General features: G+C 56.0%; 20 protein-coding genes. 18 read left to right on the top strand and 2 right to left on the bottom strand.

Annotation, left to right across the window (positions count from 1 at the left end; all coding sequences use genetic code 11):
• Positions 1-62: 62 nt before the first annotated feature.
• Positions 63-530 (bottom strand): L-alanine exporter AlaE, encoded by a 468-nt coding sequence (locus tag JHD74_RS00100; protein ID WP_199061203.1) that lies wholly within the window; start codon positions 528-530, stop codon positions 63-65.
• Between the two features lie 895 nt (positions 531-1,425).
• Between JHD74_RS00100 and mraZ the strand changes: the two genes are divergently transcribed.
• The 16 genes from mraZ to lpxC all read left to right on the top strand — a co-directional run bounded on the left by mraZ (position 1,426) and on the right by lpxC (position 19,253).
• Complete coding sequence (gene mraZ, locus JHD74_RS00095; protein WP_024483534.1) at positions 1,426-1,884, top strand: division/cell wall cluster transcriptional repressor MraZ; 459 nt, start codon at positions 1,426-1,428, stop codon at positions 1,882-1,884.
• Between the two features lie 2 nt (positions 1,885-1,886).
• The gene (gene rsmH, locus JHD74_RS00090; RefSeq protein WP_024527176.1) at positions 1,887-2,828 is read left to right on the top strand and encodes a 16S rRNA (cytosine(1402)-N(4))-methyltransferase RsmH; all 942 of its coding nucleotides are present in this window, start codon (positions 1,887-1,889) and stop codon (positions 2,826-2,828) included.
• On the top strand, positions 2,825-3,145 hold the full coding sequence (gene ftsL, locus JHD74_RS00085; RefSeq protein ID WP_021179318.1) for a cell division protein FtsL: 321 nt from the start codon (positions 2,825-2,827) through the stop codon (positions 3,143-3,145). Before rsmH ends, ftsL begins: the two co-directional genes overlap by 4 nt.
• 42 nt (positions 3,146-3,187) lie before the next feature.
• On the top strand, positions 3,188-4,954 hold the full coding sequence (locus JHD74_RS00080; protein WP_024527175.1) for a peptidoglycan glycosyltransferase FtsI: 1,767 nt from the start codon (positions 3,188-3,190) through the stop codon (positions 4,952-4,954).
• A complete protein-coding gene (gene murE / locus JHD74_RS00075) occupies positions 4,941-6,428 on the top strand; it encodes a UDP-N-acetylmuramoyl-L-alanyl-D-glutamate--2,6-diaminopimelate ligase (RefSeq protein WP_199061201.1) in 1,488 nt (495 codons plus the stop codon). The genes JHD74_RS00080 and murE overlap by 14 nt, the downstream gene beginning before the upstream one ends.
• Complete coding sequence (gene murF, locus JHD74_RS00070) at positions 6,425-7,786, top strand: UDP-N-acetylmuramoyl-tripeptide--D-alanyl-D-alanine ligase (RefSeq protein WP_199061199.1); 1,362 nt, start codon at positions 6,425-6,427, stop codon at positions 7,784-7,786. The genes murE and murF overlap by 4 nt, the downstream gene beginning before the upstream one ends.
• Positions 7,780-8,862, top strand: a complete 1,083-nt coding sequence (gene mraY, locus JHD74_RS00065; protein ID WP_024527172.1) for a phospho-N-acetylmuramoyl-pentapeptide-transferase — start codon at positions 7,780-7,782, stop codon at positions 8,860-8,862. The genes murF and mraY overlap by 7 nt, the downstream gene beginning before the upstream one ends.
• A gap of 2 nt (positions 8,863-8,864) precedes the next feature.
• The gene (gene murD, locus JHD74_RS00060; protein ID WP_199061197.1) at positions 8,865-10,184 is read left to right on the top strand and encodes a UDP-N-acetylmuramoyl-L-alanine--D-glutamate ligase; all 1,320 of its coding nucleotides are present in this window, start codon (positions 8,865-8,867) and stop codon (positions 10,182-10,184) included.
• Positions 10,181-11,383: a cell division protein FtsW gene (gene ftsW / locus JHD74_RS00055; protein WP_024527170.1), complete on the top strand. Its 1,203-nt coding sequence runs from the start codon at positions 10,181-10,183 to the stop codon at positions 11,381-11,383. Before murD ends, ftsW begins: the two co-directional genes overlap by 4 nt.
• A gap of 3 nt (positions 11,384-11,386) precedes the next feature.
• On the top strand, positions 11,387-12,451 hold the full coding sequence (gene murG / locus JHD74_RS00050) for an undecaprenyldiphospho-muramoylpentapeptide beta-N-acetylglucosaminyltransferase (RefSeq protein ID WP_024527169.1): 1,065 nt from the start codon (positions 11,387-11,389) through the stop codon (positions 12,449-12,451).
• A 54-nt stretch (positions 12,452-12,505) separates the two neighbouring features.
• Positions 12,506-13,981 (top strand): UDP-N-acetylmuramate--L-alanine ligase, encoded by a 1,476-nt coding sequence (gene murC, locus JHD74_RS00045; protein WP_024527168.1) that lies wholly within the window; start codon positions 12,506-12,508, stop codon positions 13,979-13,981.
• Entirely contained in the window at positions 13,974-14,894 is a 921-nt protein-coding gene (locus JHD74_RS00040) for a D-alanine--D-alanine ligase (protein WP_199061195.1), read from the top strand. Before murC ends, JHD74_RS00040 begins: the two co-directional genes overlap by 8 nt.
• 1 nt (position 14,895) lies before the next feature.
• On the top strand, positions 14,896-15,750 hold the full coding sequence (gene ftsQ, locus JHD74_RS00035) for a cell division protein FtsQ (protein WP_024527167.1): 855 nt from the start codon (positions 14,896-14,898) through the stop codon (positions 15,748-15,750).
• Positions 15,747-17,003 (top strand): cell division protein FtsA, encoded by a 1,257-nt coding sequence (gene ftsA / locus JHD74_RS00030; protein WP_024527166.1) that lies wholly within the window; start codon positions 15,747-15,749, stop codon positions 17,001-17,003. Before ftsQ ends, ftsA begins: the two co-directional genes overlap by 4 nt.
• Positions 17,004-17,077: 74 nt before the next feature.
• Positions 17,078-18,232: a cell division protein FtsZ gene (gene ftsZ, locus JHD74_RS00025; RefSeq protein WP_024483522.1), complete on the top strand. Its 1,155-nt coding sequence runs from the start codon at positions 17,078-17,080 to the stop codon at positions 18,230-18,232.
• A gap of 103 nt (positions 18,233-18,335) precedes the next feature.
• A complete protein-coding gene (gene lpxC, locus JHD74_RS00020) occupies positions 18,336-19,253 on the top strand; it encodes a UDP-3-O-acyl-N-acetylglucosamine deacetylase (RefSeq protein ID WP_021179330.1) in 918 nt (305 codons plus the stop codon).
• A 16-nt stretch (positions 19,254-19,269) separates the two neighbouring features.
• On the opposite strand, the gene JHD74_RS00015 is transcribed toward lpxC, so the two are convergent.
• On the bottom strand, positions 19,270-19,797 hold the full coding sequence (locus JHD74_RS00015; protein ID WP_024527165.1) for a DUF721 domain-containing protein: 528 nt from the start codon (positions 19,795-19,797) through the stop codon (positions 19,270-19,272).
• Between the two features lie 26 nt (positions 19,798-19,823).
• Between JHD74_RS00015 and secM the strand changes: the two genes are divergently transcribed.
• Both secM and secA read left to right on the top strand, forming a co-directional pair.
• The gene (gene secM / locus JHD74_RS00010; RefSeq protein ID WP_024483520.1) at positions 19,824-20,357 is read left to right on the top strand and encodes a secA translation cis-regulator SecM; all 534 of its coding nucleotides are present in this window, start codon (positions 19,824-19,826) and stop codon (positions 20,355-20,357) included.
• An 89-nt stretch (positions 20,358-20,446) separates the two neighbouring features.
• The coding region (gene secA, locus JHD74_RS00005) for a preprotein translocase subunit SecA (RefSeq protein WP_199061193.1) at positions 20,447-21,979 on the top strand (1,533 nt) is incomplete at its 3' end.

Raw genomic sequence — 21,979 nt, 5'->3', positions numbered from 1 at the left:
AGTGGGTCTGAAACTATAGTGACTCACTTTGGTGCCGTTTAGCTCCAGCAGAGCAGGGGCTATCAGCTCCCTCTCCCTGTTGGAGAGGGTTGGGGGGAGGGGACCACGCGAAACAGCCGGCGGCAATATTCCAGAAAATAGCCGTATACCACGCCCATCGCCATCGAAATCACCGCATTACTGGTCACCGCGGCCAGGATCTGTTGTCCATCGGCGCCCACGCTCCACAGAATGACGGCGTAAACCGGCGATTGGAAACTGACATAAGCCAACAGATCGGCCAGGTTACGCAGCAAAAACTGCCCGCGTGGGCTGCGGCGTGCGGTGGCGATGAAGAAATCGCGGTAGCGGCCATAGGGCCAGGCGATCACGATATTGACGGGGATCGACACCACCCGGGAGGAGAGCGATTGGCTAAAGCTCATGCCCGAAATCAGTATTTCAATCGCCATCCCGACGATAAAACAGTACACCACTAGCGCAAAAGTATCGGCGGCAGCGCTGCGCCATGGTGAAACGGCTCTAGACATGACACGATCCCTGAATTTATCGGTTAACATGTTGCTTATTAATGTTAATTAGGTGTTATTAACTGACCTTTAAGCATTTTTGTAGTGTACTTGACTACATGGAATGTTTTAAGTGGCTTAAAATTTTTATTTTTAACATTTGGCTGATTTTTATCCTGACAACAGGGGGAAAAGCTCGTAAAGCAGGAGTTTAAAATGGTGAATGAAAATATTGTTAATATAAACAATGTATTATGATTGTCTGGTGGCGGCGAGATGACGGTTTTGCGGCTGATTCAGCGATAGGCGCACTAAATTTGCGCATATTCCTAAATGCGCAAAAAAATCCAGGTTAATTGTAAATAGGTGTTTTGAGAATAATCTTACCATTTTGATTTGAATCATAATTAACGGCTTAAGCCAGTGCTTCGCCATTTATTTTATCTTTGGGTTGTTCTTTGACGGAATAATTGAAGTAAAATAGCGCGCCGTTGGCAGCGAAATACTTGCTGAGTGTTATTAAGTCAAGGGTTTATGGCATTTCCCTGCTGGCAAGCGGCTTGTGGCCAAGCCTTGACCGACGCGGGATGCGGTGGGGGTATCCCCGCCGAGAGCGATGTTGAAAAGTGAGACCTGGATTGCAGAAGGACATAATGAGTTATTTAATCGTCAATTTGTGTTTATTTTAATCGCACTCTTTCCGCTTAGAAAATTCTCCTCTTTAATCATGATGTTAATTTATATTCATGCAATAAATAGAGTTCCTTTCGTGAGCCAGCCTCCAGAATATGCCTATAAATATTGCCAAACCGCTCTTGCTCTGGCTTGACAAGGTTTTCATACCCTCCGTAAACTCCCTTATGTGGGAATTTGTGGTGTAAAGTGGTGAAAAGGGTCACGAGGGGGTAGCTCAGGTATGTTTCGTGGGGCAACGATGGTCAACCTCGACAGTAAAGGACGGCTCGCCGTACCGACCCGTTATCGGGATTTACTGAATGAGGAATCGCAAGGCCAAATGGTTTGCACCATTGACCTCCATCAGCCCTGCCTGCTGCTTTATCCATTACCTCAATGGGAAATCATCGAGCAAAAGTTGTCCCGTCTGTCGAGCATGAATCCCGCCGAGCGCCGAGTCCAGCGCTTGCTGTTGGGCCATGCCAGCGAGTGTCAGATGGATAATGCCGGCCGGTTGCTGTTAGCCAATACGCTACGCCAACATGCCGGGCTTACTAAAGAAGTGATGCTGGTCGGGCAGTTCAACAAGTTTGAACTGTGGGATGAACAGACCTGGTATCAACAAGTCAAGGATGATATTGACGCGGAACAATCCACTCAGGAACCGTTGTCTGAGCGGCTACAGGACTTGTCACTATAAGCATGCTGGAAAATTATAAACATACGACCGTACTGTTGGATGAGGCCGTGAAGGGGCTCAATATTCGCAGTAACGGCATCTACATCGACGGTACTTTTGGTCGCGGTGGTCATTCTCGTCTGATCTTGTCCCAACTGGGGCCGGAAGGGCGCTTGTTGGCTATCGATCGCGATCCGCAGGCAATTGCCGCAGCTCAATCTATTGCAGACCCACGTTTTACTATCATCCACGGCCCGTTTTCCGATTTGGCTGACTATGTGCAGCAACGGGAACTGGTAGGCAAGATCGACGGCGTGTTGCTCGACTTAGGTGTCTCTTCCCCGCAGCTGGATGACGCAGAACGCGGATTTTCCTTTATGCGTGACGGCCCGCTGGATATGCGTATGGATCCATCAAGCGGCCAATCTGCCGCCGAATGGTTGATGAAAGCGGAAGCCGACGATATTGCCTGGGTGCTGAAAACCTTCGGTGAAGAACGCTTCGCCAAACGCATTGCCCGCGCCATTGTGGAAAGAAACCAAGTAGAACCGATGACCCGTACCAAGGAACTGGCCGAGCTGATAGCCCATGCCAGCCCGTTCCGTGATAAGCATAAACACCCGGCAACCCGCAGCTTCCAGGCGATCCGTATCTACATCAACAGCGAGCTGGAAGAGATCGAACGCGCGCTGGACGGTGCATTAGCCGTGTTGGCACCAGAAGGCCGCCTGTCGATCATCAGCTTCCATTCGTTGGAAGACCGTATCGTCAAAAGCTTTATGCGTCACCACAGCCGTGGTGCCCAGGTTCCGGCAGGAATTCCGCTAACCGAAGCGCAGTTGCGTGAAATGGGTGGCCGCACGCTGAAAGCCTTGGGCAAAATGAAGCCTGGTGATGTTGAAGTGGCGGAAAACCCACGAGCGCGCAGTTCGGTGCTGCGTATTGCCGAGAGGATGCCTGCGTGATTGGTAATGAGCGCCACGGTTTAGTTGGCGTCATTGGTGGCGATCTGCTGCGTAACGCCAAGATCCCGCTGATTTTGATGATTGCCGCGCTGGTTTCCGCCGTGTTTGTGGTGACCACCGCGCACCGTACCCGCCTGCTGACCGCCGAGCGCGAACAGCTGGTGCTGGAGAGGGATGCGCTGGATATCGAATGGCGCAACCTGATCCTGGAAGAGAATGCCCTTGGCGATCACAGCCGCGTAGAGCGTATCGCCACCGAAAAACTGCAGATGCAACACGTTGATCCATCGCAGGAAATTATCATTGTCAAGCCATGAGTGGTTTAGCCGAAGTCACGATACGGAGCAAATAGCTAACGCATGAAAGCAGTACGTCCCGGTAAGAAGTTGAAACGCCAGGAAGATCAGGCCAGCTTTGTCAGCTGGCGTTTTGCGTTGCTGTGCGGCTGTATTCTGTTGGCGCTGGTTGGGCTGATGCTGCGTGTGGCTTATTTGCAGGTGATCAATCCGGATCGGTTGGTGAAAGAAGGCGACATGCGCTCGCTGCGTGTGCAGGCGGTGCCCACCGCGCGCGGCATGATTAGCGACCGCTCTGGCCGCCCGCTGGCGGTGAGCGTACCGGTGAACGCCGTGTGGGCCGATCCGAAAGAGTTGAACGAACGCGGGGGTATTACGCTGGATTCGCGCTGGAAAGCGCTGTCCGACGCGTTGCAAATTCCGCTCGATCAGCTCTCCAATCGTATTAATGCCAATCCGAAGGGGCGCTTTGTCTATCTGGCCCGGCAGGTTAACCCGGCGATTGGTGATTACATCCACAAGCTGAAATTGCCTGGCATCTACCTGCGCCAGGAATCGCGCCGCTACTACCCGTCTGGCCAGGTTACTTCTCATATCATCGGCGTGACCAACATTGACGGCGAAGGGATCGAAGGGGTCGAAAAGAGCTTTGATCGTTGGCTCACCGGTCAACCGGGCGAAAGAACCGTACGTAAAGACCGCTATGGCCGAGTGATCGAGGACATCTCCTCGGTAGACAGTCAGGCGGCGCACAATCTGGCACTGAGCATCGATGAACGCCTGCAGGCGCTGGTTTACCGTGAACTGAATAACGCAGTTGCCTTCAACAAGGCGGAGTCTGGTACCGCAGTGCTGGTGGACGTGAACACCGGAGAAGTGCTGGCGATGGCCAACAGCCCATCGTACAACCCGAACAATATGGCCGATACGCCGAAAGATACCATGCGTAACCGTGCCATCACCGATATTTTTGAACCTGGTTCTACCGTGAAGCCGATGGTGGTAATGACGGCGTTGCAGCGCGGCGTAGTGAAAGAAAACAGCGTGCTCAACACCATTCCTTACCGTATTAACGGCCATGAAATCAAAGACGTGGCGCGTTATTCGGAACTGACCATGACCGGGATCTTGCAGAAGTCGAGTAACGTCGGTGTTTCAAAGCTGGCGTTAGCGATGCCGTCCTCAGCGTTAGTAGATACTTACTCACGTTTTGGGCTGGGAAAAGCGACCAATTTGGGGTTGGTCGGAGAAAGCAGTGGCTTATACCCAAAAAAACAACGGTGGTCTGACATAGAGAGGGCCACCTTCTCTTTCGGCTATGGGCTAATGGTAACCCCGTTACAGTTAGCGCGAGTCTATGCCACGATTGGCAGCCTGGGCGTTTATCGCCCACTGTCGATCACCAGGGTTGACCCTCCGGTTGCCGGTGAACGCGTCTTCCCTGAGGCTACCGTGCGTACGGTAGTGCACATGATGGAAAGCGTCGCCTTGCCGGGCGGTGGTGGGGTGAAAGCCGCCATCAAGGGTTATCGTATCGCCATTAAAACCGGTACGGCCAAAAAGGTCGGCCCGGATGGTAAATACGTCAACCGATATATCGCTTATACCGCGGGGGTGGCGCCAGCAAGCCAGCCTCGTTTTGCTCTGGTGGTGGTCATCAACGATCCTCAGGGTGGGAAATACTACGGTGGTGCGATTTCTGCGCCGGTGTTTGGTGCCATCATGGGGGGCGTGCTGCGGATCATGAACATTCAGCCAGATGCGCTGCCTACCGGTGACAAAAGCGAATTAGTGATTAATAACAAAGAGGGTTCAGGTGGCCGATCGTAATTTGCGCGATTTACTCGCTCCGTGGGTGCCAACGGCACCCGAGCGCGCGCTGCGGGAAATGATATTAGACAGCCGTATTGCGGCTGCCGGGGATCTGTTTGTCGCCGTAGTTGGCCATCAAACGGATGGACGCCGCTATATTCCGCAAGCCATCGCCCAAGGGGTTGCCGCCGTTATCGCTGAAGCGGAAGGCGAAGCTGAAGACGGTAAAATTTGCGAAATGCACGGTGTGCCGGTGATTTACCTGAGCCAACTTGGCCAGCGTCTGTCGGCGTTAGCCGGGCGTTTCTATCATCAGCCTGCCGAGCGTCTGCGCCTGATTGGCGTGACGGGGACCAACGGTAAAACCACCACCACCCAACTGTTAGCCCAGTGGAGCCAACTGTTGGGCGAAACGGCCGCAGTAATGGGTACCGTGGGCAACGGTTTGTTAGACCAGGTTTGCCCAACGGAAAATACCACCGGATCTGCCGTCGACGTGCAGCACGTGCTTAACGATCTGGCGCAGCAAGGGGCTACCTTTGCCGCGATGGAGGTCTCCTCTCACGGTCTGGTGCAACACCGCGTGGCGGCTTTACCCTTTGCCGCAGCCGTATTCACCAACCTGAGCCGCGATCATCTGGATTACCACGGTGACATGGCCAGCTACGAAGCGGCCAAATGGTCACTGTTTGCCAGCCACGACGTTGGGCAGGCGATCATCAATGCCGACGATGAAGTCGGGCTGCGTTGGCTGGCCAAATTGCCAGACGCGGTCGCCGTCACCATGCATGACAATTTGCAGCCTGGCTGCCATGGCCGCTGGCTGAAAACCACTGCGGTGGACTATCACGATAACGGTGCCACCATCCACTTCAGCTCAAGCTGGGGCAACGGCGAGATCGAAAGCCGCCTGATGGGAGCATTCAACGTCAGTAACCTGATCATGGCTTTGGCGACGCTGCTGTCACTCGGTTATCCGTTTGAGACGTTGGTAAACACGGCCAATCAGCTACAGCCGGTCTGTGGTCGGATGGAAGTCTTCAATGCGCCAGGCAAGCCGACGGTGGTGGTGGATTATGCCCACACCCCGGATGCTCTGGAAAAAGCGCTGGAAGCCGCTCGCCTGCATTGCCAAGGGCAACTGTGGTGCGTGTTTGGCTGTGGTGGCGATCGTGATAGAGGTAAGCGCCCACTTATGGGTGGCATTGCCGAGCAGTTTGCCGACCGGGTAGTGGTAACGGATGACAATCCGCGCACCGAAGAACCGCAGGCCATCATCAAGGATATTCTGGCCGGGCTGCTGGATGCCGGGCATGTGCAGGTGATCCACGGGCGCGCCGAAGCCGTGACCAGCGCCATCATGCAGGCTAAAGAGCAGGATGTGGTGCTGGTGGCGGGTAAAGGCCACGAGGATTACCAACTGGTGGGTAACCGTCGTCTGGATTACTCCGATCGCACCACCGTCGCACGTTTGCTGGGGGTGTTGGCATGATCCCGGTCTCGCTTCAGACGCTGGCGGCGGTATTGGATGCCGAGCTGATCGGCACCGACTGCATCATTACCGAAGTGACGAGGGATACTCGTCAGGTCACTGCGGGTTGCCTGTTTGTGGCCCTGAAAGGGGAGCGTTTCGATGCTCACGACTTTGCCGCCGATGCTGTCGCCGCTGGCGCAGGCGCTTTGCTGGTAAGTAAGCGCTTATTGGTGGAGGCCCCACAGCTGGTGGTGAAAGATACCAGTCTGGCACTGGGGCAGTTTGCGGCCTGGGTACGTCAGCAGGTGTCAGCCAAAGTGGTGGCGCTGACCGGTTCATCGGGCAAGACCTCGGTGAAAGAGATGACCGCGGCCATTTTACGTGAATGTGGCGAAGTGCTGCATACCGCCGGGAATTACAATAACGAGATCGGTGTGCCGCTAACGCTGCTGCGTTTAGAACCGCAGCATGATTTTGCGGTGATCGAACTGGGTGCCAACCATATCGGTGAGATTGCCTATACCACCGCCTTGGCGCAACCGCAGAGCGCGCTGGTGAATAATCTGGCTGCTGCCCATCTGGAAGGTTTTGGCTCACTGGCAGGCGTTGCGCAAGCCAAGGGCGAAATCTTTGCCGGTTTGCCGGCGGATGGCGTGGCGATCCTCAATGCCGATAGCAACGACTGGCCGCACTGGCAGGCGCAGTTACAGGGCAAGACAGTCTGGCGTTTCTCCCCCCAGGCTGCACAAGCAGTAGATTTCTTTGCCAGCGATATCCAGGTTAAAGGGAGCGTGACTCACTTCACCCTGCACAGCCCGTTCGGCACGGTGGCAATCGAGTTGCCATTGCCAGGCCGCCATAACGTGGCCAATGCGTTGGCGGCAGCAGCACTGGCGATGTCGGTTGGCGCAACGCTGGCTGCTGTGAGTGCTGGCTTGCAACAGCTTCAGGCGGTGCCTGGGCGTTTGTTCCCGATCGCCTTGGCGCAAGACAAGCTGTTGCTTGATGACAGCTATAACGCCAACGTCGGCTCGATGACGGCAGCAGCGCAGGTGCTGGCAGAAATGCCGGGTTATCGCGTGATGGTCGTTGGCGATATGGCCGAGTTGGGCGCAGAGGCCGAAGAGTGTCATCGTCAGGTGGGTGAAGCTGCCCGTCTGGCCGGTATTGATAAAGTCATCAGCGTGGGTGGGCTGAGCCAGGTATTGAGCTCCGCCTCCGGTAACGGTGAACATTATCAGGATAAAACAGCAGTGACCGCGCGCGTAGCGGAACTACTCTCAGCACATGCGGTAATTACCGTGTTAATCAAAGGTTCACGTAGTGCCGCAATGGAGCAGGTAGTACGCGCGTTACAGGAGAAAGCACCATGTTAGTTTGGCTGGCCGAGCATTTGGTCAAATATTACTCAGGCTTCAACGTCTTTTCCTACCTGACGTTCCGGGCCATTGTCAGCCTGCTGACCGCGCTGTTCCTTTCCCTGTGGATGGGGCCGAAGGTGATCAAACGCCTGCAGGAAATGTCCTTTGGCCAGGTAGTGCGTAACGACGGGCCAGAATCGCACTTTAGCAAGCGCGGCACGCCAACTATGGGCGGCATCATGATCCTGACCTCCATCACTATTTCTGTGCTGATGTGGGCCTATCCGTCCAACCCTTACGTGTGGTGCGTGCTGTTCGTGCTGGTGGGTTATGGCATCGTCGGCTTTGTTGATGATTATCGCAAAGTGGTGCGCAAAGATACTCGGGGGCTGATTGCCCGCTGGAAATATTTCTGGCAATCCGTGATTGCCCTGATCGTGGCCTTTGCCATGTATGCCGTAGGAAAAGACACGCCAGCCACCGAGCTGGTTGTGCCGTTCTTTAAGGACATCATGCCGCAGCTGGGCCTGCTGTATGTGCTGTTGGCGTACTTCGTGATTGTCGGCACCAGCAACGCGGTCAACCTGACCGATGGGCTGGATGGCCTGGCGATCATGCCAACCGTGTTCGTGGCGGCGGGCTTTGCGCTGGTGGCCTGGGCGACCGGTAACATGAACTTCGCCAACTACCTGCACATTCCGTATCTGCGTCATGCCGGTGAGTTGGTCATCGTCTGTACCGCGATCGTCGGAGCCGGTTTAGGCTTCTTGTGGTTTAACACCTATCCGGCTCAGGTGTTTATGGGTGACGTGGGTTCACTGGCACTGGGCGGCGCGTTGGGCACCATCGCCGTGCTGCTGCGCCAAGAGTTCTTGTTGGTGATTATGGGCGGCGTGTTCGTGGTTGAAACGTTGTCGGTGATCCTGCAGGTGGGATCGTTCAAGCTGCGCGGGCAACGTATTTTCCGCATGGCGCCGATCCACCATCACTATGAATTGAAAGGCTGGCCAGAACCACGGGTGATCGTGCGCTTCTGGATTATTTCGCTGATGCTGGTGCTGATTGGCCTGGCAACGCTGAAGGTGCGCTGATTATGGTGGATTATCAGGGTAGAAAAGTGGTCATCATCGGGTTGGGCCTCACCGGCCTGTCCTGCGTTGATTTCTTTACGACCCGTGGCGTGACGCCGCGGGTTATGGATACCCGTATTTCGCCACCGGGCCTGGATCAACTGCCCGATAGCGTTGAACGTCATCTGGGCTCCCTGAATCAGGAATGGTTGCTGTCTGCGGATTTGATTGTGGCTAGCCCTGGCATGGCATTAGCGACTCCGGCTTTGAGCGCTGCCGCCGATGCCGGGGTTGAGATCGTCGGTGACGTTGAGCTGTTCTGCCGTGAAGCCCAGGCGCCAATCGTGGCGATCACCGGCTCCAACGGCAAGAGCACCGTCACCACGCTGGTGGGCGAAATGGCCAAGGCAGCCGGTTGGGCCGTGGGCGTTGGGGGCAATATCGGCCTGCCAGCGCTGAGTCTGCTACGCCAGGAGTGCCAACTGTACGTGCTGGAGCTGTCGAGCTTCCAATTGGAAACCACTTACAGCCTGCATGCCGCAGCGGCCACCATTTTGAATGTGACCGAAGATCATATGGATCGCTATCCATTTGGCCTGCAGCAATACCGTGCCGCCAAGTTACGCGTCTATGAAAATGCCGAAGTCTGCGTAGTGAATGCGGACGACGCGCTGACCATGCCGGTACGCGGTGCCGATGAGCGCTGTGTCAGCTTTGGTGCCGACGTGGGGGACTACCATCTCAACCGCCAGCAGGGTGAAATCTGGCTGCGGGTGAATGGTGAGAAAGTCCTCAATACCAGTGAGATGAAGCTCACCGGTCGCCATAACTTTACCAATGCGTTGGCGGCCCTGGCCCTGGCCGATGCCGTCAAGCTACCGCGTGCGTCCAGCCTGAAAGCGCTGACGACCTTTACCGGCCTGGAGCACCGTTTCCAACTGGTGTGGGAACACAACGGCGTGCGCTGGATTAATGATTCCAAAGCCACCAACGTCGGCAGCACCGAGGCGGCGCTGAACGGCCTGCAGGTTAAGGGCACGCTGCATCTGCTGTTGGGCGGTGATGGCAAGTCTGCGGACTTCTCGCCGCTGGCGCGCTATCTGCAAGGTGACAACGTGCGTTTGTACTGCTTTGGCCGCGATGGTGCACAGCTGGCACAGCTGCGTCCGGATGTCGCGACCCAGACAGAAACGATGGAGCAGGCGATGCAGGCCATTGCCCGCCAGGTGACATCTGGCGATATGGTGCTGTTGTCACCGGCCTGCGCCAGCCTGGATCAGTTCCGTAATTTTGAAGTGCGTGGCAACGAGTTTGCCCGTCTGGCACAGGAGCTGGGCGGATGAGACTACGGGTGCCGACGTTTGGCCTGACCAACAAGCTGAAAGACTGGGTGATGGGATCGCGTGAAAGCGATACGAGCAGCATGGTGCTGTATGACCGTACCCTGCTGTGGCTGACCTTCGGTCTGGCGATTGTTGGTTTTGTGATGGTGACGTCGGCCTCAATGCCTATCGGCCAGCGCCTGGCAGAGGATCCGTTCCTGTTTGCCAAGCGTGATGCGCTTTACCTTGGCCTGGCGTTCGGCCTGTCGCTGGTGACGCTGCGTATCCCGATGGCCATTTGGCAGCGCTATAGCAACGTGATGCTGCTGTTATCGATAGTCTTGTTGCTGGTGGTGCTGGTGGTTGGCAGCTCGGTAAACGGGGCTTCGCGCTGGATTTCACTGGGCCCGTTGCGTATTCAGCCCGCTGAGTTATCCAAACTGTCGCTGTTTTGCTACCTGGCGAGCTATCTGGTGCGCAAGGTGGAGGAAGTCCGCAGCAACTTCTGGGGCTTCTGTAAGCCAATGGGCGTGATGGTGGTGTTGGCGGTGCTGCTGCTGGCCCAGCCGGATTTGGGGACGGTGGTGGTGCTGTTCATCACCACGCTGGCGATGTTGTTCCTGGCCGGGGCGAAGATGTGGCAGTTCCTGGCGATCATCGGTTCAGGGGTGTTTGCCGTAGTGCTGCTGATCATCGCAGAACCTTACCGTATGCGCCGTGTGACTTCGTTCTGGAATCCGTGGGCCGATCCGTTTGGCAGTGGCTACCAGCTAACCCAGTCGCTGATGGCGTTTGGCCGCGGCGAGTTCTGGGGACAAGGGCTGGGCAACTCGGTACAGAAACTCGAGTATTTACCCGAGGCGCATACCGACTTTATCTTCTCCATTTTGGGCGAAGAACTGGGCTATATCGGTGTGGTTTTGGCCCTGTTAATGGTATTCTTCGTCGCTTTTCGCGCCATGTCGATCGGCCGCAGGGCGTTGGAGATAGACCAGCGATTTTCTGGCTTTCTGGCGTGTTCGATCGGTGTCTGGTTCAGTTTCCAGGCGTTGGTGAACGTCGGTGCGGCAGCGGGGATGTTGCCAACCAAAGGCTTGACCTTGCCACTGATAAGCTACGGTGGTTCAAGTCTGTTAATTATGTCGACGGCGATCGTGCTGTTGCTGCGAATTGATTATGAAACGCGCCTGACCAAAGCGCAGGCGTTTGTGAAGAGGTAGCGGATGAGCGGTAAAGCTAAGCGTTTAATGGTGATGGCAGGCGGTACCGGTGGACACGTGTTTCCGGGGCTGGCGGTCGCGCATCATCTGATGGCGCAGGGCTGGCAGGTTCGCTGGCTCGGCACCGCAGACCGTATGGAAGCCGATCTGGTGCCAAAGCACGGGATCGAGATTGATTTTATCCGCATCTCCGGGTTGCGTGGCAAAGGGCTCAAAGCACAGTTGACCGCACCGGTGCGTATCTGGCAGGCGGTGCGTCAGGCTAAAGCGATTATGCGCAGTTATCAGCCGGACGTGGTGCTGGGGATGGGCGGTTACGTTTCTGGCCCTGGTGGCTTAGCTGCCTGGCAGTGTGGTATCCCGGTGGTGTTGCATGAGCAGAACGGCATTGCGGGCCTGACCAACCGCTGGCTCTCAAGGATCGCCAAGAAAGTGTTACAGGCGTTCCCTGGTGCGTTCCCGAATGCGGATGTTGTGGGCAACCCGGTGCGTACCGATGTGTTGGCGCTACCGCTGCCTGCCGAGCGACTGAACGGGCGTGAAGGGCCAATCCGCGTGCTGATTATCGGCGGTAGCCAAGGTGCGCGCGTGCTGAATCAGACAGTTCCTGAAGTCGCCGCGCTGCTGGGCGATAAAATAGTTCTCTGGCATCAGGTAGGTAAGGGTGCATTGCCAACGGTACTGCAAGACTACGAGAGGGTAGGGCAGACCGGGCACAAGGTGACCGAGTTTATTGATGATATGGCAGAGGCTTATGCCTGGGCTGATGTGGTGGTGTGTCGCTCTGGTGCGCTGACCGTCAGCGAGGTGGCGGCAGCGGGATTACCGGCCATTTTTGTGCCGTTCCAGCACAAAGATCGTCAGCAATACTGGAACGCACGTCCTCTGGAAGAGGCCGGTGCGGCCAAAATTATTGAACAACCGCAGTTTACTGCCGATGTCGTGGCGGAACTGCTGGCAAGCTGGGATCGCCCAACGCTGTTGAAGATGGCCGAAAAGGCCCGCGCGGTGGCGATCCCGGATGCAACAGAACGCGTGGCGGCAGAAATTATTCGTGCAGCCCTGTAAGGCCGTAGGGGTTACCCCTGTTGAGCTAAATCGAACCTGATAGATAGAGAAGTGATGAATACACAACAATTGGCGAAACTACGTACTTTCGTGCCTGAGATGCGACGCGTCCGGCACATCCACTTTGTTGGCATCGGTGGTGCCGGCATGGGTGGTATCGCCGAGGTGTTGGCCAACGAAGGTTATCAGATCAGCGGTTCCGACCTGGCGCCGAACCCGGTCACCCAGCAGTTGAGCGAGCTTGGGGCAACGATTTACTTCCATCACCGCCCGGAAAACGTGCTGGATGCCAGCGTGGTGGTGGTGTCGACCGCCATCCCGGCAGACAACCCGGAGATCGTCGCAGCCCGCGAGGCGCGCATTCCGGTGATCCAGCGAGCAGAAATGCTGGCCGAGCTGATGCGTTATCGCCATGGCATTGCCATCGCCGGTACGCACGGCAAAACCACTACCACGGCGATGGTGTCCAGCATTTACGCTGAAGCCGGTCTTGACCCAACGTTTGTTAACGGTGGGCTGGTGAAGGCGGCGGGTACCCACGCACGTTTGGGCTCTAGCCGTTACCTGATTGCGGAAGCGGATGAGAGCGACGCGTCGTTCCTGCATTTGCAACCGATGGTGGCGATTGTCACCAACATTGAAGCTGACCATATGGATACCTACCATGGCGACTTCGAGAATTTGAAGCAGACGTTTATCACCTTCCTGCATAACCTGCCGTTTTATGGTCGTGCGGTAATGTGCATTGACGATCCGGTCGTGCGTGAGTTGTTGCCGCGCGTGGGTCGCCATATCACCACCTACGGCTTTAGCGAGGATGCGGATGTGCGCATCGAGAGCTACAGCCAGATCGGGCCGCAGGGGCACTTTACCCTGAGCCGTCAGGATAAGCCGTTGATGACGGTGACCCTGAATGCGCCGGGCCGCCATAACGCCTTGAACGCGGCGGCGGCGGTTGCCGTGGCGACGGAAGAAGGCATTGCCGACGAAGCCATTCTGCGTGCGCTGGCCGGTTTCCAAGGGACGGGGCGTCGCTTCGATTTCCTGGGAGAATTCCCACTGGCGGCGGTGAACGAAAAACAGGGTAGTGCCATGTTGGTGGACGATTATGGCCACCACCCAACGGAAGTGGATGCCACCATCAAGGCCGCGCGTGCCGGTTGGCCAACCAAGCGGGTGGTGATGATCTTCCAGCCGCACCGCTATACCCGTACTCGCGATCTGTATGACGATTTCGCCAACGTGTTGTCGCAGGTTGACGTATTGCTGATGCTGGATGTCTATCCGGCGGGTGAAGCTCCAATCCCTGGCGCTGATAGCCGAAGCCTGTGCCGCACTATTCGCAATCGCGGCAAACTGGATCCGATTCTGGTGTCCGATGCGGATACCGTGCCAACGCTGTTGGCGCAGCTGTTGCAAGGGGATGACCTGGTGCTGGTGCAAGGGGCCGGTAATGTCGGTAAAATCGCGCGCCGACTGGCTGAACTAAAACTGCAACCACAGATCAAAGAGGAGGATCATCATGGCTGATAAAGTCGCCGTATTGCTGGGTGGTACCTCCGCAGAACGTGAAGTTTCACTGCAATCTGGCGCGGCCGTGCTGGCCGGGTTGCGAGAAGTGGGCATTGATGCACATGGCATCGACACTCGTGACTTCCCTGTCACCGAGTTGAAAGCGCAGGGGTTCACCAAAGTGTTCATCGCGCTGCACGGGCGTGGTGGTGAAGATGGTACATTGCAAGGCCTGCTGGAGTTTTTGCAGTTGCCTTATACCGGCAGCGGCGTGATGGCCTCGGCGCTGACCATGGATAAATGGCGCAGCAAAATGGTGTGGCAGTCGATGGGGTTGCCGGTGGCGCCTTACGTGGCGCTGAGCCGCCGCCAGTATCTGGGCGACGATCGGCAAAGCCAACTGGCTGCCATTGAAGCTCTGGGATTACCGTTGATTGTAAAGCCAAGCCGTGAAGGTTCCAGCGTTGGCATGAGCAAAGTGACCGAACGCGCAGCCCTGGAAGGGGCGTTGGAAGAAGCTTTCCGTCATGATGAGGATGTGCTGATAGAGAAATGGCTCAGCGGTCCGGAATACACCGTGGCGATCCTGGGCGATAAGGTGCTGCCTTCCATCCGTATTCAGCCCGCTGGCGTGTTTTACGATTACCAGGCCAAATATATTTCCGACGATACGCAGTATTTTTGCCCGAGTGGCCTGGATGCACAGCAGGAAGCCGCTATGGCTGCGCTGGCTCTGCGGGCTTACCGGGGCCTGGATTGTAGTGGCTGGGGGCGTGTTGATGTCATGCAAGACAGCGATGGCAGCTTCTATCTGCTGGAGGCGAATACCTCTCCGGGCATGACCAGCCACAGTCTGGTCCCGATGGCGGCCCGGCAGTCTGGATTAACTTTCTCGCAGCTGGTTGCGGGAATTCTGGCGTTGGCTGACTGAGATGTCGCAAGCGGCTCTGAATGCACGCGATCGCGAGGCGGATAACGGCCCACGCCGCAGCAATGGCACCCAGCTGGCAGGGATGATTTTCCTGCTGATGGTGTTAGGCACTATCCTGTGGTGCGGCTGGGTAGTGGTGGGTTGGATGCAAGATGCCAGCCGTCTGCCGCTCTCAAGGCTGGTGTTGACCGGTGAGCGCCATTTCACCACTAACGACGATGTTCGCCAGGCGATCTTGGCTTTGGGAGCACCGGGCACCTTTATGACGCAGGATGTGGACATCATCCAGCAGCAGATCGAACGTCTGCCGTGGATCAAACAGGCCAGCGTACGTAAACAGTGGCCGGATGAGCTGAAAATCCACCTGGTGGAGTATGTCCCGGTGGCGCATTGGAATGATTTGCACATGGTTGATGCCGAGGGCAAGTCGTTCAGCATTCCGGCGCAGCGTTTGGGCAATCAGAAATTACCCTTGCTCTATGGTCCGGAAGGCAGCGAACAGGATGTTCTGGAAGGTTACCGCGCGATGAACGGCGTGCTGGCAGCCAACAAGTATCAGCTTAAGATGGCGTCCATGACAGCCCGGCATTCGTGGCAGTTGGCTTTGGATAACGATGTTCGGCTGGAACTGGGACGTGACGATCGCATGGGTCGCTTGCAACGCTTCATCGGGCTTTATCCGGTGCTGTTGCAGCAGGCGCAGGCGGAAAACAAGCGCGTCAGCTATGTCGATTTACGCTATGACTCCGGTGCCTCAGTCGGCTGGGCTCCGGCGTTTATCGACCCGCAGGCAGCCGCAGGCGATCGGCCAAACAGTAATCAGCAACAGAATCAGGCACAGGCAAAACAACAATGATCAAGTCGACGGACAGAAAACTGGTAGTTGGACTGGAGATCGGTACCGCAAAAGTCTCCGCATTGGTGGGGGAAGTTTTGCCCGATGGCATGGTCAACATTATCGGGGTGGGTAGTTGCCCGTCTCGCGGTATGGATAAGGGTGGCGTTAACGATCTGGAATCGGTAGTCAAGTGCGTACAGCGCGCTATCGATCAGGCCGAACTGATGGCGGATTGTCAGATTTCTTCGGTTTACCTGGCCTTGTCGGGTAAGCATATCAGCTGTCAGAACGAGATCGGGATGGTGCCGATCTCCGAAGAGGAAGTGACGCAGGAAGACGTGGAAAACGTGGTGCATACCGCCAAGTCGGTACGTGTGCGTGACGAACACCGCATCCTGCACGTCATTCCTCAGGAATACGCCATCGACTATCAGGAAGGCATCAAAAACCCGGTTGGTTTATCCGGCGTGCGTATGCAGGCCAAGGTGCACCTGATCACCTGCCATAACGATATGGCCAAGAACATTGTCAAAGCAGTGGAACGTTGTGGTCTGAAAGTGGACCAACTGATTTTCGCCGGTCTGGCCGCCAGTTATGCGGTGCTGACCGAAGATGAGCGCGAGCTCGGCGTCTGTGTGGTAGATATCGGCGGAGGCACCATGGATATGGCGGTGTATACCGGCGGTGCTCTGCGCCACACCAAAGTGATCCCTTATGCCGGGAACGTGGTCACCAGCGATATCGCCTACGCCTTCGGCACGCCGCCGACCGACGCGGAAGCGATTAAAGTTCGACACGGTTGTGCATTAGGGGCGATTGTTAGCAAGGATGAAAGTGTAGAGGTACCAAGCGTGGGGGGAAGGCCTCCTCGGAGTCTGCAAAGACAGACATTGGCTGAAGTGATTGAACCACGCTATACCGAACTGTTGAATCTGGTTAACGATGAAATATTGCAATTGCAGGAGCAACTGCGTCAGCAAGGGGTGAAGCATCATCTGGCAGCGGGTATTGTGCTGACCGGCGGTGCCGCCCAGATTGATGGCCTGGCAGCCTGTGCGCAACGGGTATTTCATACCCAGGTACGCATCGGCCAACCCTTGAACATCACGGGGCTGACGGATTACGCGCAAGAGCCTTACTATTCTACAGCGGTCGGGCTACTGCACTATGGAAAAGAGTCTCACCTGAGCGGTGAGGCAGAAGTAGAAAAACGCGCCTCGGTGGGCAATTGGTTTAAACGCATCAATAGCTGGCTGAGAAAAGAGTTTTAATGTTTAGACAAAGAGATCATGCTGAGTAATCTTTTTATGATCTCGCAGCGACAGGCACAAAACGGAGAGAAACTATGTTTGAACCAATGGAACTAACCAATGACGCGGTGATTAAAGTCATCGGCGTCGGCGGTGGCGGTGGCAACGCCGTTGAACACATGGTGCGCGAGCGCATCGAAGGTGTTGAATTCTTCGCCGTTAATACAGACGCTCAGGCGCTGCGTAAAACGGCAGTTGGCCAAACCATCCAGATTGGTAGCGGTATTACCAAAGGTCTGGGTGCAGGCGCGAACCCGGAAGTGGGTCGTAATTCAGCGGAAGAAGACCGTGAAGCCCTGCGCGCCGCTCTGGAAGGTGCAGACATGGTCTTCATCGCGGCCGGCATGGGTGGCGGTACCGGTACCGGTGCTGCGCCAGTGGTGGCAGAAGTCGCAAAAGATCTGGGTATTCTGACCGTGGCCGTAGTGACCAAGCCTTTCAACTTTGAAGGCAAGAAGCGCATGGCATTCGCGGAGCAGGGTATCGCCGAGCTGTCCAAGCACGTGGACTCACTGATCACCATCCCGAACGACAAGTTGCTGAAAGTTCTGGGCCGTGGCATTTCTCTGCTGGACGCGTTCGGCGCGGCCAACGACGTGCTGAAAGGCGCGGTGCAGGGTATTGCCGAACTGATCACCCGTCCAGGCCTGATGAACGTCGACTTTGCTGACGTGCGCACCGTGATGTCCGAAATGGGCTACGCGATGATGGGTTCTGGCGTTGCCTGTGGCGAAGACCGTGCCGAAGAAGCGGCGGAAATGGCGATCTCCAGCCCACTGCTGGAAGATATCGACCTGTCCGGCGCCCGTGGCGTGCTGGTCAACATCACCGCTGGCTTCGACCTGCGTCTGGATGAGTTCGAAACCGTGGGTAACACCATTCGTGCTTTCGCTTCCGACAATGCGACCGTGGTAATCGGTACCTCGCTGGATCCGGAAATGAACGACGAACTGCGCGTGACCGTAGTTGCGACCGGTATCGGTATGGACAAACGTCCTGAAATCACTCTGGTAACCAATAAACAGGCCAGCCAGCCAGTGATGGATCACCGCTACCAGCAGCATGGTATGTCACCGCTGCAGCAGGAAGTGAAACCTGCCGCCAAGGTGGTGAACGACCAGAGCGCGCAACCAAACAAAGAGCCTGATTATCTTGATATCCCGGCCTTCCTGCGTAAGCAGGCAGACTAGGAATAAGCTGATAATTTGGAATCTCCGCTCTTTGTGCTAAACTGTCCCGCCGGCCTTGCTGTATGCTGGGCTGGTTGGATTGATAACATTGCGAGATAAAACGATGATCAAACAAAGGACATTAAAACGTATTGTTCAGGCGACTGGTGTCGGTTTACATACCGGCAAGAAAGTCACGCTGACAATGCGCCCAGCGTCGGCTAATACCGGGGTCATCTATCGTCGCACTGACTTGAATCCACCGGTTGATTTCCCGGCTGATGCCAAATCCGTGCGTGATACCATGCTCTGTACTTGCCTGGTGAATGAGTCAGACGTGCGTATTTCCACCGTTGAGCATCTTAATGCTGCGTTGGCGGGCTTGGGTATCGACAACATCATTATTGAAGTTGACGCTGCCGAAATCCCGATCATGGACGGTAGTGCCAGCCCGTTTGTCTATCTGTTGCTGGATGCCGGCATCGAAGAGCTGAACTCGGCGAAGAAATTCCTGCGTCTGAAAGACACCGTACGCGTTGAAGATGGCGACAAGTGGGCAGAGCTGTCCCCGCATAACGGGTTCCGCCTGGACTTCACCATCGACTTCAACCACCCGGCGATTGATGCCAGTACCCAACGTTATCGTCTGGATTTCTCAGCCGATTCGTTCGTACGCCAAATCAGCCGTGCGCGTACCTTCGGTTTCATGCGTGATATCGAATATCTGCAGTCCCGTGGCCTGGCCCTGGGCGGCAGCTTCGATTGCGCGATTGTGGTGGATGACTATCGTGTCCTCAACGAAGACGGCCTGCGCTTCGAAGACGAATTCGTACGCCACAAAATGCTGGATGCCATCGGCGATCTGTTCATGTGCGGCCATAACATCATTGGCGCGTTCACCGCGTACAAATCAGGCCATGCGCTGAACAACAAACTGCTGCAAGCCGTGCTGGCGAAGCAGGAAGCTTGGGAATTCGTGACATTCCAGGATGAAGCCGAAATGCCGTTGGCATTCAAGGCTCCGTCAACCGTACTGGCCTAAGCTGCCAAGACGTTAATTACTTATCACGACCGGTCGCGTTGGCTCTCTCTCCTGCCAACGCGGCCAGTCGTTCTAATATCTTGCGTAATTTTTCTGGGCTCTGCGCCGCCAATCCCCGTAATGCATCTGCACTTTCCAGGCTCAAATGACGCATCGGCACCTCCGCTTGCTGGCCATTTTCCGTAGTTTTGCCGAGGTTTTGTACCTGGCTGCTGCCTTTTGCCATCAACGAAGGATTAATCCTGATGTCGATTGATGACAAAGATGGTAGAATTTGCGCTCGTAGTGCGGATAGCAGGCTGGGTTGTTCATAGCGTAAGCGCATCATCCAACTGGCGTTAGCGGTTTCCAGCACTAAAATACCCTGTCTGAAGTTGGCGACACGGCACCAAGGGTGCAACTGAGCGGGCAATAACCCCTTCACGGCACGATTGAGTTTCAGTAGCGCGGTAGCGCGTTGCTGAACGTTATGCAGCGGTCCTTTCTCTGTTGCAGACGCGTCGTCAAACAGGATATCTAATAATTGTGGACGGCTATCGCGCATAATGGGCTCCGGCGGATAATAAACACGTGATCGGTATTCTAAATCGTTGGCGACAATTTGGCAGACGTTATTTCTGGCCTCATCTCCTGTTGGGGATGGTAGCGGCTACGCTTGGCGTACCGCAAAATCTGTCCGGCACCGTCGATCAAAGCGCATTACCGAGCACCTCGTCCAGTCTTAACCGGCAAAATTCCGTCAGTCACGCCTTTAACAGCCTGGCGTTACTGCAAGAAGTGCATCGTCGCCCAACGTTTAACGTTGATTACTGGCACCAGCATGCGCTTCGAACCGTCATTCGTCACCTCTCTTTTGCTCTGGCACCTCAGGCTGTCTATGCCCGGGTGCAGGAAGCGGAGACCGTTGCGGTTGAACCCCCATTACAGGTGGCTCAGCTTGCCCTGCTCTCCACGCTCAATGCGCTACTGACGCACGAGCCAAAACCACCGACCATCATTCGTGATACCCATCACCCTATCGTTCCTTCTTTGGCGCAGCATCAGGCCGGGCTATGGCTCGCTCAGGTGCAAGGTATTCGCGCCGGGCCTGCAGCCCTCGGCTAATCTTTGCCCTCAGGGCAGCAAAAAAACAAACAACACAACAGCTTGTTGACGGCCATTATGGTGTCGTCGCGTAAGAGATATAAAGAATCATGTTAATCAAACTATTGACCAAAGTTTTTGGTAGCAGCAACGATCGTACCCTGCGCCGCATGCGCAAAGCGGTTGAGATGATCAACCGTATGGAACCAGACATGGAAAAACTGTCTGATAGCGAACTGCAGGCCAAGACCGATGAGTTCCGCGCGCGTCTGAAAAAGGGCGAAGTGCTGGAAAGCCTGATCCCGGAAGCCTTCGCCGTAGTGCGTGAGGCCAGTAAGCGAGTCTTCGGCATGCGTCACTTCGACGTGCAGCTGCTGGGCGGGATGGTGCTCAACGACCGCTGTATCGCCGAGATGCGTACCGGTGAAGGTAAAACCCTGACTGCAACCCTGCCTGCCTATCTGAATGCCCTGAGCGGCCGTGGCGTGCACGTGGTTACCGTCAACGACTACCTGGCACAGCGTGACGCCGAAAACAACCGTCCGCTGTTCGAGTTCCTGGGGTTGAGCGTGGGTATCAACCTGCCTGGCATGCCTGCTCCGGCCAAGCGTGAAGCCTATGCCGCAGATATTACTTACGGTACCAACAACGAATACGGCTTTGACTACCTGCGTGACAACATGGCGTTCAGCCCGGAAGAGCGCGTACAGCGTAAGCTGCACTATGCGCTGGTGGATGAGGTTGACTCCATCCTGATCGACGAAGCGCGTACGCCGCTGATCATCTCCGGCCCGGCCGAAGACAGCTCAGAAATGTACAAGCGCGTTAACAAGCTGATCCCACAGCTGATCCGCCAGGAAAAAGAAGACTCCGACACCTTCCAGGGGGAAGGGCACTTCTCGGTCGATGAAAAAGCGCGCCAGGTTCACCTGACCGAACGCGGCCTGATCATGATCGAAGAGATGCTGATGGAAGCGGGCATCATGGATGAAGGCGAATCGCTGTATTCACCAACCAACATCATGCTGATGCACCACGTCACCGCCGCGCTGCGTGCCCACGTGCTGTTCACCCGCGACGTTGACTATATCGTTAAAGACGGTGAAGTCATTATCGTTGACGAACACACCGGCCGTACCATGCAGGGCCGCCGTTGGTCCGATGGTCTGCACCAGGCGGTAGAAGCTAAAGAAGGCGTAGAGATCCAGAACGAGAACCAGACGCTGGCTTCGATCACCTTCCAGAACTACTTCCGTCTCTACGAGAAACTGGCCGGGATGACCGGTACAGCGGACACCGAAGCCTTCGAATTCAGCTCCATCTACAAGCTCGATACCATCGTGGTGCCGACCAACCGCCCAATGATCCGTAAAGATATGCCGGATCTGGTCTACATGACCGAGAAAGAGAAGATCGCGGCGATCATCGAAGATATCCGTGAGCGTACCGCCAACGGCCAGCCGGTGCTGGTGGGGACCATCTCGATCGAGAAATCGGAAGTGGTTTCCCGTGAGCTGACCAAGGCAGGGATCGAACACAAGGTTCTGAACGCCAAATTCCACGCCATGGAAGCGGATATTGTGGCCAATGCGGGTCAGACTGCCGCAGTAACCATCGCCACCAACATGGCCGGTCGTGGTACC

The organism is Serratia sp. ASV30, from assembly GCF_016428815.1.
Taxonomy (GTDB): Bacteria; Pseudomonadota; Gammaproteobacteria; order Enterobacterales; family Enterobacteriaceae; genus Chania; species Chania fonticola_C.
Note: the sequence above shows the minus strand (reverse complement) of the source record. Positions and strands in the feature narration are given on the sequence as shown.